The sequence below is a fragment of the Marivita geojedonensis genome (assembly GCF_002115805.1).
Lineage (GTDB): Bacteria > Pseudomonadota > Alphaproteobacteria > Rhodobacterales > Rhodobacteraceae > Marivita > Marivita geojedonensis.
Map to the genome: position 1 here is coordinate 1 of NZ_JFKC01000022.1, position 12,378 is coordinate 12,378.

Annotated in this window: 14 protein-coding genes and 1 pseudogene; 5 read left to right on the top strand and 10 right to left on the bottom strand. The window is 57.1% G+C overall.

From position 1 onward, the window contains the following. Positions 1 to 1,312: glutaminase (locus MGEO_RS16810; RefSeq protein WP_085640491.1), on the top strand; the 1,312-nt coding region annotated here is incomplete at its 5' end. Positions 1,313 to 1,488: 176 nt separating this feature from the next. Here the strand turns inward: MGEO_RS16810 and MGEO_RS16815 are convergent. Beyond that, entirely contained in the window at positions 1,489 to 2,175 is a 687-nt protein-coding gene (locus tag MGEO_RS16815; RefSeq protein ID WP_085640493.1) for a cyclic nucleotide-binding domain-containing protein, read from the bottom strand. 68 nt (positions 2,176 to 2,243) lie between these two features. Between MGEO_RS16815 and MGEO_RS21765 the strand changes: the two are divergent. Continuing rightward, positions 2,244 to 2,597, top strand: a pseudogene (locus MGEO_RS21765) (DDE-type integrase/transposase/recombinase); the annotation flags it as partial. 5 nt (positions 2,598 to 2,602) lie between these two features. Here MGEO_RS21765 and MGEO_RS16825 read toward each other — a convergent pair. From MGEO_RS16825 to MGEO_RS16865, 9 genes are all read right to left on the bottom strand, one after another. Next, the gene (locus tag MGEO_RS16825) at positions 2,603 to 3,067 is read right to left on the bottom strand and encodes a hypothetical protein (RefSeq protein WP_085640497.1); all 465 of its coding nucleotides are present in this window, start codon (positions 3,065 to 3,067) and stop codon (positions 2,603 to 2,605) included. Beyond that, positions 3,067 to 3,513, bottom strand: a complete 447-nt coding sequence (locus MGEO_RS16830; protein ID WP_085640499.1) for a DUF5681 domain-containing protein — start codon at positions 3,511 to 3,513, stop codon at positions 3,067 to 3,069. Before MGEO_RS16830 ends, MGEO_RS16825 begins: the two co-directional genes overlap by 1 nt. Next, complete coding sequence (locus MGEO_RS21195) at positions 3,510 to 3,689, bottom strand: hypothetical protein (protein ID WP_143746284.1); 180 nt, start codon at positions 3,687 to 3,689, stop codon at positions 3,510 to 3,512. The genes MGEO_RS16830 and MGEO_RS21195 overlap by 4 nt, the downstream gene beginning before the upstream one ends. 220 nt (positions 3,690 to 3,909) lie before the next feature. Further along, positions 3,910 to 5,205 (bottom strand): DUF3631 domain-containing protein, encoded by a 1,296-nt coding sequence (locus MGEO_RS16840; protein ID WP_085640502.1) that lies wholly within the window; start codon positions 5,203 to 5,205, stop codon positions 3,910 to 3,912. Further along, complete coding sequence (locus tag MGEO_RS16845) at positions 5,202 to 5,480, bottom strand: hypothetical protein (RefSeq protein WP_085640504.1); 279 nt, start codon at positions 5,478 to 5,480, stop codon at positions 5,202 to 5,204. The genes MGEO_RS16840 and MGEO_RS16845 overlap by 4 nt, the downstream gene beginning before the upstream one ends. Continuing rightward, positions 5,477 to 5,695, bottom strand: a complete 219-nt coding sequence (locus tag MGEO_RS16850; protein ID WP_085640506.1) for a hypothetical protein — start codon at positions 5,693 to 5,695, stop codon at positions 5,477 to 5,479. The genes MGEO_RS16845 and MGEO_RS16850 overlap by 4 nt, the downstream gene beginning before the upstream one ends. 264 nt (positions 5,696 to 5,959) lie before the next feature. Beyond that, positions 5,960 to 6,142, bottom strand: coding sequence for a helix-turn-helix transcriptional regulator (locus tag MGEO_RS16855; RefSeq protein ID WP_085640507.1), 183 nt, complete (start codon positions 6,140 to 6,142; stop codon positions 5,960 to 5,962). 69 nt (positions 6,143 to 6,211) lie between these two features. Beyond that, positions 6,212 to 6,814 (bottom strand): hypothetical protein, encoded by a 603-nt coding sequence (locus MGEO_RS16860; protein ID WP_085640509.1) that lies wholly within the window; start codon positions 6,812 to 6,814, stop codon positions 6,212 to 6,214. Next, entirely contained in the window at positions 6,811 to 8,007 is a 1,197-nt protein-coding gene (locus MGEO_RS16865) for a tyrosine-type recombinase/integrase (protein WP_085640511.1), read from the bottom strand. The genes MGEO_RS16860 and MGEO_RS16865 overlap by 4 nt, the downstream gene beginning before the upstream one ends. 215 nt (positions 8,008 to 8,222) lie before the next feature. Here MGEO_RS16865 and MGEO_RS16870 point away from each other — a divergent pair, with 215 nt between their 5' ends. The 3 genes from MGEO_RS16870 to MGEO_RS16880 all read left to right on the top strand — a co-directional run bounded on the left by MGEO_RS16870 (position 8,223) and on the right by MGEO_RS16880 (position 12,171). Beyond that, positions 8,223 to 10,004, top strand: coding sequence for a gamma-glutamyltransferase family protein (locus tag MGEO_RS16870; protein ID WP_085640513.1), 1,782 nt, complete (start codon positions 8,223 to 8,225; stop codon positions 10,002 to 10,004). 80 nt (positions 10,005 to 10,084) lie between these two features. Continuing rightward, positions 10,085 to 11,251 carry a M20 aminoacylase family protein gene (locus MGEO_RS16875; RefSeq protein ID WP_085640515.1) on the top strand — a complete coding sequence of 389 codons (1,167 nt, stop codon included), beginning with the start codon at positions 10,085 to 10,087 and terminating at the stop codon, positions 11,249 to 11,251. Further along, positions 11,248 to 12,171: an acetamidase/formamidase family protein gene (locus MGEO_RS16880; RefSeq protein ID WP_085640517.1), complete on the top strand. Its 924-nt coding sequence runs from the start codon at positions 11,248 to 11,250 to the stop codon at positions 12,169 to 12,171. Before MGEO_RS16875 ends, MGEO_RS16880 begins: the two co-directional genes overlap by 4 nt. Positions 12,172 to 12,378 lie beyond the last annotated feature (207 nt).

Consider the following 12,378-nt stretch of genomic DNA (forward strand, 5'->3'; position numbering starts at 1 on the left):
GATTGCCTATTTGATGTTGAACACCGGAATGATCTCGGGGGATCCCGAAGAGGTGCTGGACCTGTATTTTCGTCAATGCGCCTTGCGGGTAACGACGCAAGATCTTGCGGTCATGGGGGCAACACTTGCGAATTGTGGGATCAACCCGCGTACCCAAGAGGAAATTCTCGGAGCAGCTGAGGTCCGCGATGTGCTCACGCTCATGATGAGCTGCGGCATGTACGATTATGCCGGCGAGTGGTCATATGATGTTGGGCTGCCCGCCAAAAGCGGTGTCTCTGGGGGGTTGATAGCTGTACTTCCCGGCCAGCTCTCTGTGGCAATCTGGTCCCCACCACTCGACCCGATCGGAAATACAGTCCGCGGTGTTGAGGCGTGCAGACGCATGAGCCAAGACTTCGGCCTGCACCTGTTCATGAACGCGGCTACCGTGGAGGATGTTGTGCGGCGGACCACAACGGCAAACCTGCAGCACAGTTTGCGGACCCGCAATCCTAGGGAGCGCGATATTCTGGCCGCCGAAGGGTATCGGATCGCGTTGGTTGAGCTTCAAGGCGCTTTGTATTTTGCGTCTTCTGAACGGATGCTGCGTGAACTCGACAAGGTGCTGGAGAAGGCAGAATTTCTGGTTCTCGATGTGCGCCGTCTCAATTCCATCGATCCAGCCGCAGAACGAGTCATTAACGATTATCTGGCACATAAACGCAGCGCGGGTATTGAGGTGTCTATTGCCGAAATCAACGAAGGTCAGACGGGCACGTGGACACGTATTGCGTCTTCCAACGATATTCGTGTGTTTACAACGGTCGATGCGGCTTTGGAAAGCAATGAGGAAATGTTGCTTGAGAGTCTGCGTCAGCCATTTGACCACACCAAGTTTTCGCTAGACAATATTGATCTATTCAAAGGCTTGTCTGCGGACCAGCTGCACAAACTGGAAGCCTCCATCCATCCTATGCAATTCGATGCGGGCGAGCGCATTTTCCAGCGGGGTGAGCAGGGCCAAATGTTTTTTGTTATTGCACGGGGATCGGTGAGCGTTTTTGTGCCAGGTTTCGGAGCCAATGATTTGCGCGTCGGATGTATTGGACCTGGTCAGTTTTTCGGAGAAATGGCTGTTCTGGGGGATGGTGTGCGATCTGCAGATGTCGTCGCGGACGAACGCCTTGTTTGTTACGGGTTGACCTCGCAGGATCTTCAAGCGCTTACTGCTGAGGATCCTGTCATTTCTTCAACTATTCTTGCAAACATGGCGCGCGAGTTTGCGGAACGTGTGCGACGTTCAAATGAGATGGTGTCCTCGCTCAAATAAGGACGTTGTTGAGACAATTGCAGTCCACGTCGAAACGCTCAGACCTTCTGACCGATAGAGTTGTTAAAGCCAAGCGAGCCCAAGGCGGAAATTCCAAATCTTCTCCAATTTTTCCATATTGAACCAAAAATAATTTCTATTTATCACCCGCACTGTGTCTCGTTGCGAAATTGATTTTATTCTGCAGCATTATCCTGCTCTGATCCTTCGGGAGAACCAGCGCGAGCGACTTTGCCCGCTAGATCGATCGAGATCATCGCATCCATTGCTAGCCGGAACCTCGGGTCCCGAATTGCACGTTTTTTCAACACTGCGACCTCCCACTCCAATACATCACTGTCGCTTGCCAGATATGTCGAGGCTGAAGCACGATTCCCGGTCAGATACGCGACTTCACCCACAAAAACTCCGTCCGGAATGGAAAAACGCCGTCCAAATTTTTCAACTTCAATTTCACCATCAATGACATAGCAAAGTTTGTTGACGCGGGCACCTGCAGCAGTCAGCTGGTACCCCTTGGACCTAGTAAGGCGGCTTGCCGCGCTCATTAACTTCCGGAAGTCGCCAGGCGGCAAAAGGTCGAAATGAGCATATATATCCCTGTATTTATGGGGTATAGCCACCGTTGAGTTTCGGTAGAGCAAACTAAGCAGGCCAATGAAATTTGCTGTCCCGGTTGCGGAACTTGCCCAAATAGCTGGCCATAATGGTGTTTCGTCGACTACAGCGTAGTACCAGATGTAGAGTATCGTACCAATTAGCAGCATGGTGCGAAGCATAATCTGATTGATTATGAGATAACCAAGAACGAACATCCCGGCAGCTGCTAGCACAAGAAAGTCGGATAAGATCAGTTCTTCCATTTACTCTTTCCGGTCTTGTCAGAGAAACCCGGCATTAAGTTGGGTAGGGGGCTGAGTAGCGTTCCGCTATGACCAAACCTAGCCTATTCAAGTGGTTCAAAACCAGCCCGCAGATCATACGCCCAGCGCTGATGATGTGTGTCCGTTTCCCGCCGTCGCTACGCAATGTCTAGGACCTGCTTCATGAATGCGGTGTCGACGTCAGCCACGAAACGATCCGATACTGGTGGCATCGGTTTGGTCCTATGCTTGCACGTGAGATCCGGAAAAGTCGGATCCAAGGCATGCGATCCAACCGGCGGCGATCGCAACTCGACGAAATGTTCGTGAATGTCAACTTTGAGATGGATTACCTTGGGCGCTCGGTTGATCATGAGGGGCAGGTGCTGGAAAGCTTCGTCACCAAGACCCGTGACAAGAAAAGCTATCATTGCAGAAACTTCAGCACCTCACCCGAAAGTTTTTTAGACGCATCCATGTCCGGTTCTGGAAGCATGGGCTCAATTAACTCGAAAAATGGGCTTGAGGGCGGTCCAGCTAATTCCATTGCCTTGGCGTCAATTCCAAAGGTGGATTGGATCGTCTTCCAAGCATGTCGAGTGTTCGCAAACTGCTGCAGGTAATCTCTAGCACTCTTCGGATCCAACCGCATCGCGACGAAGAAACCTAGTGCGCTTTCTTTGAGATCTGCCTCGGTCGCCATTGCCAAACCAAACAAGGTGTCGAGTCTCTTTGAGAAACACGGGTCAATTCGGCGGTACTCAACTCTGGGGCAACTACTCCTCAAGCGCTGCACTTCGTCTTCGTCGCCGCGGGCGAGAGCCTCAACATACGCGGCTACGCGTTGTGTCGGTGTCAATGTCGCGTAAACCTTCTGCGATATCTTCTTCACTAGTCATGCCTCCCAATTGCTTTCTCAAGCGCGTCAAGTCGACCCTCCAACTCGGCCGTCTCCAGTGTCCGCCTATAGCTTTCCACCAAGCCCATAATGTGAGCGCCTTCGGTTGGGGTTAGGTCTCCAGACGCAACGGAATCAAGAACTGAGCCTGCCGCTTTCGCAGCGTCTTCCGCTGATCTCATCCGTGGCAGGTCAAAAGTGACCGGGGCGTCTTTGCGAGGGGGCGCAATACGCTCCAGACAAAGCCTCAGCGCCGTTGTGTCTCCCTCCAAGGCCAGTTCAACCGCTTTGCGGGTCAGTGCGTTAGCTTCGCCGTCCAACAGCGCCAGTGCGGCCTGGGTGGCTTTGTGGCGCGCGCCCTTCGGCTTGCCCGGATTGCCGTGCGCGAATGTGCCGTCAGGGCTTCGGCCTCCCGTATTTGGGCGGTTTTTACGGGTCATTTCTGAACACCTTGTTGTTGCAAATCCGCTTCGCGAGCGCTTTGCGCCGTGATCTGGATTGTCATGTCTTCCTCGGAGGCCTTCCAACTTCCAAGGCAAAGCTGCTTCCATCGATCATCCGACTTACGATTAAAGCGCGGGTGCAGGTTTGCCAGTTGACCATCTCCATGCTCCATACCTTGGCCCCCCGTGACACTTGCATGACGCTTGACATGATGTTTGCCACACCCTTCTCAGACAGCCCGAATTTATCCGTCATAAGCGTCACAAGTGTCATGCCTTCTGATTTCATTGGGTTTTTTATGACGCTTTGTGACACTTGTGACGGATGTGTCATAGCGCCATGACGGATATGACGCTTATGACGTTGGTTTTGCGGTTCGCTTAGAAGGTATTTCATAGGGCATACCTCCCGACTGCGCCGCGCAATGCCGCGACTGAGTAAAAGCGTTTATGCATGTCACGCTCAGGACGGACGTCGTAAGGCTTCAGCAGCGATGCCACCATCCGCGTCGTGATCGGTTCGCCGGCCTTCCACACGGCCCACGGTCCATCCTCGATCGCCACAAGTTCAGTGACTAGATCAGCGCTTGTGATCCTATCGCCCTTCCACCGTTCGAGAATGTCGGCAATGTCGGTGAGCAACATGACGCCTTTGGACTTTGGCTCATCGCCAGCGCGAGCCGCTGCCATCCCGACAAGTGCCGCCCGGATGCGCGTCGGCCATGCACCACCAGCAGCGTCGGCAATGGCACAAAGACAGCGAGAGTTGTCTTGCGCCCGATCGTTCAGTTCTACGGGAACGTCCGGATCAGCGTTTGACAGCTTGATCTCGTTATCGGCCACCCAACGTGCCGCCAGCCGCCGAACGAATTTCAGTTCGTTAACGCGCTTGGCGTTCATCCGCTCGACGATCTCGTGACCTTCTTTCCGCTTCAGTTGCACCACCAGCGCCCGATCTTCGAGTGTGTCAGGCAAGTTGCCGATCATGGCTACCGCCTTCGGTGCCCAGACGTTGAATCGCTTAGGCTCGTGATCGTCGCCCTCGCAGCGCCAGACGAATGCGAGTTGCCGATTGTGTCCCCCGTTTATCATCCCGCGCATTTCCTCACGCGCCTCAAGGAAAGTGTCGGCTTCGTCGATCAGCAGTGTCGGCTTGTGCCGCTCGATCAAACGGAACATGACAGCCGCCGTGATGTTCGCGGCAATCTCAGCTTTGGGTGCCAGCGCGTGAACGACAGACATGGCGGTTGATTTCCCGCACCGCTTTTCCGGTGACGTGAACGCCAGGACGGGACTAATGTCCGCCGTGTCGTGCGCCCATGCGTGAACGATCCACGCCGCCATGAGCGGCGCGGCGTGTTCCGGCAACACACAGAACCGCTCAATCTGGCGAACAATCTCATTTAGAAGAACCGCGCCGTCGACGGGATCGTCCGAAGGCGTGACCTCCTCGAACGCGCAAGTTTCGCTTTTGACGGCCTCATTCTTCGGACGGTGCTTTTCGATTTCAGCATCGAGAACGGAAACACGGATTTTGTGTTCCTTCGCGAACGCTTCCCGCTTTTGCTCATATTCGAGCGGGGGAAGTTTGGCCAAAGTCTCGATCAGTTCGGCAAGCGTCGGGTCCGGATTGAACGTGTCCTCGAACGATGCATCAAAGTCGATGTTGTCGAAATTTCCATCCATCATTGCGCGTCCTCCTCGGCCATGTGCTGCCTGACAAGGAAGGCGACGGCCTCCGGGTTATTGCCTAGATGCCAGATGATGCCGCGAATGTTGCGAAGGAGAGTGACGATCTTCTGGACGTCTTGATGATCCAAATTCACCGTCCAGTCGGGATCGAAGTAAGTGCTTTCGGGATCGTCCTCCCAGATGCTGAGTTGGCGCTCCAAGAATGAGACAGCCGTTTCCAGAGCGTCGGCCACTTCCGTGCAGTCGGCCTTGATGTTCCTGAAGCCGCTCATGCTGCCACCTCCGCAACCGCAGAGGCGTGTTCGTCACTCAGAGACATGAGAGCCGCGAACGCTAGCGCCGCGCGTTCCTGATCTGAAAGACGCGAGATCAACACGGTTGTCAGACCGTGCCACGCCGCTTCGTTGCCAAGTGTCAGCGCGTATCCGACACAGCGGGCAACGCGCTTGTGGTCTGATTTTGCAAAGGCTCGCGTGGCGCCTGTCATACGCCCGCCCCCCAAATCAAAACTGCAAGAGCGTGCGCCTGCGCCTCGGTCAAGCCGTGAACGCGACGAGGGAAGAACATCTGAAATTTGGTCATTGCGCGCCCCCTTTCCAGTCAGGGGTCAGGCTGCAGGGTGCGCCAGAAAAGTAGCGCTGGGATTTGCGATGTCTTATATTGGAAAGGTCAATTTGAGTGGATTGACGTTTCTCTTGACCCGGTCCTTGTCCCCACAGGTGCCGGGTCACCTCATTTTCTCTCTCCATGATTACGCCACCTCATCGCGAAGGTTGCGCAGATGGGTGTCAACATCGCTTTCAGGCCAGTAAATCCGCGCCCCGAGTTTGATCGGTTGCGGCAGTCGGCCAACGGCCAGATCGTTATAAATCGCGCTTCGGGAGCGATTTCCCAGCTTGGCGCTCAATTCACTCAAAGTGAGGTAACGTTGCATATTCAGCCATCCTGTTCTGCTTCGGATGGTGCAACGGTGCCCTACATAGTACGTTTACTTCCAAAGGAGTTAATCTGTCTTACCCTCGGACCTAAACTCCTTAACCGCAGCCTTTGCTTGGCTTTCTGCGCTGGCATCGACGCCAAGAATAAGAAAGATGTCTGACACAAGATCGAAAAATGGTCCGTAGGCTTTTGAGTCTATTGGGTTAACCGAAACGGTGGGGCGTTTACCGGTAATTTCTTCGTATGCTTTTGCTAGGATTTTTGTAACCGCAGGCGCATATCTTAGCTTCGGCTGCCCGCATTGCGCTTTTTGATCATGCTTTATGAACTTGGCGGCGCCATTGGATAGTTTGACCTGATCGGCCATTTGCCAAGCTAGATTAATCACGTCAGTTTCGGTTGAGCGGGCTTGCCTTAAAGCATCAACGGCAGTCTTGCTCATTGAGCAAATGTGCTTTTCGAGCCGGTCACAGAGTTGTTGAAATTCGGCAATTTCGTTTTTCGCCGCTGTGGAACTTACCACGCGACTAAAAGGACGACGCTCGTTCCACTTTTCGAAGATTGTTAAGGAAATCTTTTCTGTCCACTTTTTGACCTCTGGATTCGTGCTGTCAGGAGTGTTGGTAAGGGCACTGAGCCGCGCCGCTATCTTTTCTTCACGCGTCACTTAGCCACCGTCGCAATCCTAACGATCTGCCCAGCGCCCCCGGTCACATGCTTAGCCCACCAGTCGGCCAGTTTGGCGCGGGGTTCGAGGTAATCAGTTCGCCTGTAGGCGCGCACCACACCACCGTCCACCACATGCGCCAGCATCGCCTCGGCGACTTCGTGCGGGGCGTCGGTCGCTTCGGCCAGCCATGTGCGCAACGACGTGCGGAACCCATGCGGGCGCGCTTCCAAGCCGCGCCGTTCCATATGCCGCGAAAGCGTCATGTCGCTAATCACGCCATTGCGGCTGTTCGGAAATAAAAACCCGTTCCGAGCGTGCGGGCGCGCAAGGTCAATGACACACTTGGCTTCTGCCGACAGGGGCACACGAAAATCCTCGGTCGCGCCTTTGCGGCCCTTCATTGCTTCGGCGGGTATTGTCCAAACATCGCCGCCAATTTGGTCTAGCCGGATATTGCGGAGCGGCCCCGAACGCACGCCTGTCAGGATAAGAAGGCGGAGCGCCAGATGTGTCAGCGTCGGTTCTTCAAGGCTTGCATAGAAGTCAGGCACATCGCGCCAATCCATCGCCGGTATATGTTTCGGCTGGTGCCGAGACTTTCCCAAGAGCGCTCTGGCTTTGGCGGTTGCTTGTAAGTCTACATCTAGTCCGAGCGCAGCAGCGTGCCTAATAATGATGGACAGGCGGTCTAATGCCTTCTGCGCGGTCGCAGCTTTTACGTGCCAGATTGGGGCCAGTGTGTCGCGAATATCGCGCTGGTCCACTTCGGTCACGGGCACACGTCCAAGCTTGGGCAGAACGTGAAGGGTGAGGGGCGACAGCCATCGGCCTGCCGTGCCATCGCCTTTCAATTCGGCTTTGCGGGACTCAAACGCATCAGCCGTGATGACGGCAAGCGAGATATCTTCGCGCCGGGCCGCTCTCTGTTCTGCCTCACGTTCTCTAATTGGATTGCGCCCTGCCGCCGCGACCTTGCGCCATCGGTCACGCAACTTGCGGGCCTCTGCCAAAGAGACATTTGGAAAACCACCCAAACCCATTTCTCTGCGCCTACCGTAAACGGTGACACGCAACACCCACTGTGCCCCGCCATCATCGCGCTTCACAAGCCACAGCCCAGCGCCGTCACAATGTTTTCCCACGGGAGCGGTTTTGATGAATTGAGCCGATAGCCTGTTTTGAGCGCGCATTCTGTGTCCACCAAAATATCCACCTTATGATATTGGATGCAGGCGGATGCGGCAAGACAGTGCCGGACAGAAATGGCAATGTTTCTATGGGAATGCAGTCAAAGATGGACAAATAAAAGCATTGTAATACAATGTGTTGGTGCGCACCGCCCGCACCACATTCCAAATAACCCGGTTTCAGCATTACCCAATCGGGAACTTACTCCGGAGGCACCATGTCCGACTTTACCACCCGCCCGGAAATCCGCGGAACATTCGGTGTCGTGACCTCAACGCACTGGATCGCATCTTCGGTCGGGATGAGCATTCTCGAAAAAGGCGGCAACGCCTTTGATGCGGCGGTCGCGACGGCGCTGACTTTGCAGGTGGTCGAACCGCACCTGAACGGGCCTGCGGGGGACATGCCGGCGCTTTTCTATTCTGCGCATACGGGCCGGGTGGATGTGGTCTGCGCGCAGGGCGTGGCGCCTGCGGGTGCGACGCTGGAGCATTATCTGGATCAAGGTCTGACGCTTGTGCCGGGGTCGGGGCTGCTGTCGACCGTCGTGCCCGGTGCGTTCGATGGCTGGATGCTCATGCTGCGCGATCATGGCACGATGACGCTGCGAGAGGTGATGCAGCCTGCGATTGACTATGCGCGCGACGGCCATCCCGTTCTGCCCCGCGTGGCGCAGACCATCGCCGGTTTGGAGGAGTTTTTCGTTGCAGAGTGGCCCAGCTCGGCAAAGGTCTGGATGCCTGACGGCAAGGCGCCTGAGCCGCATACGCTGTTCAGGAACCTTGAACTGGCCGCTACCTACGACCGCCTGGCCAACAGTGACGGGGCAACCCGTGAAGACCAGATCGATGCCGCGCGGCAGGAATGGCGCGAAGGTTTTGTCGCCGAGGCCATATTCGATTACCTCGCTGGCGCGAAAGTCATGGACGTTTCTGACAGGAAACACGCCGCGGTTCTGGCTCCTTCGGATATGGCTGACTGGCGGGCCACCTACGAGGCGCCGTTGAGCTACGAGTATCACGGTTGGACGGTGCACAAGACGCAGCCGTGGTCACAGGGGCCGGTTCTGCTTCAGGCGCTGGCCATTCTCAAGGGGTTCGACCTGTCGACGATGGACCCGAACGGGGCAGAGTTCGTGCACACGGTGATCGAGGCAATCAAGCTGGCCTATGCAGACCGTGAAGCCTATTACGGCGATCCCGATTTCAGTGAAATACCGATGGATGTGCTTCTGAGCGAAGGCTACAACGCCCAGCGGCGCAAACTGATAGCGGACACTGCGTCCTTGGAGCAGCGCCCCGGTCGTGTTCCGGGGTTCGAGCATCTTGCCGATGCGTATGTCGAACGCGCGAAACGGGATTTCAATGTCAGTGCGGTCGCAGCGCAGGAACCGACCATGTCGCACCTGACCGAAAAGCGGGGCGACACGGTGCATCTCGACATCATCGACCGCTGGGGCAACATGGTGTCGGCCACGCCCTCGGGTGGTTGGCTGCAAAGCAATCCGGTCATTCCCGGCCTTGGCTTCCCGCTCAACTCACGCGCGCAGATGTTCTGGCTCGAAGAGGGGTTGCCGACCTCGCTTGCGCCCAGGCGCCGTCCTCGCACGACCCTGACCCCGAGCCTTGCGGAAAAGGAGGGCCGTCAGCTTGTTTTCGGGACGCCCGGCGGTGACCAGCAGGACCAGTGGCAGTTGATCTGGTTCCTGCGCTTCGTTCATTTCGGCATGGGGTTACAGGACTGCATGGACCAGCCGCTGTTCCATTCGATGCATTTTCAGGGCTCGTTCTACCCGCGTGAGGTGCGGGCGGGCGAAATGATGATCGAACCGAATGTGGGTGAGCACGTGATCGCTGATCTGCGGGCGCGGGGCCACATCGTGACGGTAGCAGAGCCTTGGACCGTCGGGCGCCTGACGGCTGCTTTGCGCGAACCGGATGGCCTGTTGCGCGCGGCTGCGACCCCACGCTTGATGCAAGCGTATGCGGTCGGGCGTTAAGCGCTTTTTTTCCCGTTTGCCACTCCCTCGGATATCGGGTCTGATGCGGGCATCCACCCACATCAGTCACGGGAGTCACTATGCCCATCCGCAATCGTTTTGCCGAATTGCATCCTGAAATCACCGCATGGCGTCGGGATTTGCACGAGCACCCGGAGCTGCAATACGACCTGCCGCGCACCGCCGGGATCGTGGCCGACAAGCTGCGCGCGTTCGGCTGTAACAGCGTGGTGGAAGGGATCGGGCAGACCGGGGTCGTTGCGCTGATCCACGGCAAGACGAACACATCCGGCAAGACCATCGCCTTCCGCGCCGATATGGACGCCTTGCCGATCTTTGAGGCGACCGGAGCGGTCCATGCGTCGAAGACACCCGGCAAGATGCATGCCTGCGGTCATGACGGCCACACCGCGATGCTGCTGGGTGCGGCACAGTACCTTGCCGAGACCCGCAATTTCGACGGCACGGTTGCCGTGGTCTTTCAGCCTGCTGAAGAAGGAGGGGCCGGGGCCGAAGCGATGGTTCAGGACGGTTTGATCGACAAATTCGGCATCTCGGAAATCTACGGGCTGCACAACTCGCCGCTGCTGCCACTGGGCACCTTCGCGATCCGGCCCGGCGCGTTCTATGCCGCAGTCGACAGCTTCCACATCAATGTACGCGGCAAGGGCGGCCATGCCGCGCGCCCGAACAACACGGTGGACACGACACTTGCGGCATCGGCCATCGTGATGGCTCTTCAATCGGTGGTGTCGCGCAACACCGATCCGCAGCAGCCACTGGTTGTCTCGGTGACGTCGTTCCGCACTGAAACCGAGGCGTTCAACGTCATCCCCGAACATGTCACGCTGCGCGGAACGGTCCGCAGCTTCGACATGGATGTTCGGGCCAATACGCTTGAGCGGATCAAGGCATTGGCGACGCTCACGGCACAAAGCTATGGGGCCGAGGCCGAGTTCGGGTTCGACGAAGAGCCCTATCCCGTCATGGCCAACCACGAGCAGGAAACAGATCATTGCATCAGCGCTGCAAAAGAGGTTGCGGGCGACTGCATTGCAAACGCGCCGATGACAACCGGAGGCGAGGATTTTGCCTACATGCTGCAGGCCTGCCCCGGCGCTTACATCCAGTTGGGGATCGGGCCGGGACCGGGGCTTCACCATCCTGAATACGACTTCAACGACGAGGTGATCCCGACAGGGTGCTCATATTGGGTCACGCTGGCCGAGCAAAGGCTTCCGGCATGATCGTTCCCGCCGGGCCGAAAACCTGTCACTGGGGCTTTTTCGATGCAGGTCTCATGCCCGTGGCCACGGTGTCGAGCGGGTCCGAAGTGACAATGCAATCCGTGTCCGGAGGAAAGGCCGTCCTGCCAGGTGAGGGATTTCATGTCCCACCGGAACTGCTGGAACTGCATGCCTCGGGCGAACCAGCCATGCCGGGGCATATCCTGACAGGTCCGGTTGCGGTTGACGGTGCGATGCCGGGAGATGTGCTTCAGATCGACATTCTCGACGTCCAGCTTCGGCAGGATTGGGGATATAACGTGATCCGCCCGCTGGCGGGAACGCTTCCGCTTGAGTTTGACAGGATGCATCACACGACGATTCTGCTCGACCTCGAAGCGAACGAAGCGGTCATGCCCTGGGGGCTTCGGCTTCCGCTGTCTCCCTTCTTCGGTGTGATGGCGGTTGCACCGCCTCCGGGCTGGGGTCGGATCTCAACCATCGAGCCGCGTGCGCATGGAGGGAACCTGGACAACAAGGAACTCGTCGCGGGCACCACGCTCTATCTGCCGGTATTCGTCGAAGGCGCATTGTTCTCCTGCGGGGACGGGCACGGAGCCCAGGGCGATGGAGAGGTCTGCGTGACCGCCATCGAAACTGCGCTGCAGGGCCGGTTCAGGCTGACCGTTCGCCGGGATCTGGACTTTGCCTACCCGGAGGCTGAGACCCCGACACACTGGATTACCATGGGGATGCACGCAGATCTGGACGTCTGTACCGAAATTGCCCTGCGCCGGATGATCGACCTTGTTTCCACAAAAGCGGGGATCAGCCGGGAAGAGGCGTATATGCTGTGTTCGCTGGCAGGAGACCTGCGGATCACCCAGACCGTGAATCGCGAAAAGGGCGTTCACATGATGATGTCCAAGGCGCTGATCTGAACTGACCGAACACGGGCCACAGGGCCTGTGCCGAGCGAGGGCTCCCCTTGGTGCTCTGGCCACCAGACCCGGAACAGCTTGGAGAGATCAACCGGCTGGCCCCGATTAGGGATCTCTTCACGGGACTCGGACTGGCCCGCCTCGAAAAGCAGATGCGCGTACCGGGGTAAGTCGGTGAGGTTGAGAAGCGTTGCGTTGGGGCACCGT

Coding starts and splice junctions, on each gene's coding strand:
- MGEO_RS21195 (WP_143746284.1), bottom strand. CDS start 3,689: ATGGAGCATGGAGATGGTCAACTGGCAAACCTGCACCCGCGCTTTAAT.
- MGEO_RS16845 (WP_085640504.1), bottom strand. CDS start 5,480: ATGAGCGGCTTCAGGAACATCAAGGCCGACTGCACGGAAGTGGCCGAC.
- MGEO_RS16830 (WP_085640499.1), bottom strand. CDS start 3,513: ATGACCCGTAAAAACCGCCCAAATACGGGAGGCCGAAGCCCTGACGGC.
- MGEO_RS16865 (WP_085640511.1), bottom strand. CDS start 8,007: ATGCGCGCTCAAAACAGGCTATCGGCTCAATTCATCAAAACCGCTCCC.
- MGEO_RS16855 (WP_085640507.1), bottom strand. CDS start 6,142: ATGCAACGTTACCTCACTTTGAGTGAATTGAGCGCCAAGCTGGGAAAT.
- MGEO_RS16870 (WP_085640513.1), top strand. CDS start 8,223: ATGTCCGACTTTACCACCCGCCCGGAAATCCGCGGAACATTCGGTGTC.
- MGEO_RS16875 (WP_085640515.1), top strand. CDS start 10,085: ATGCCCATCCGCAATCGTTTTGCCGAATTGCATCCTGAAATCACCGCA.
- MGEO_RS16815 (WP_085640493.1), bottom strand. CDS start 2,175: ATGGAAGAACTGATCTTATCCGACTTTCTTGTGCTAGCAGCTGCCGGG.
- MGEO_RS16850 (WP_085640506.1), bottom strand. CDS start 5,695: ATGACAGGCGCCACGCGAGCCTTTGCAAAATCAGACCACAAGCGCGTT.
- MGEO_RS16880 (WP_085640517.1), top strand. CDS start 11,248: ATGATCGTTCCCGCCGGGCCGAAAACCTGTCACTGGGGCTTTTTCGAT.
- MGEO_RS16840 (WP_085640502.1), bottom strand. CDS start 5,205: ATGATGGATGGAAATTTCGACAACATCGACTTTGATGCATCGTTCGAG.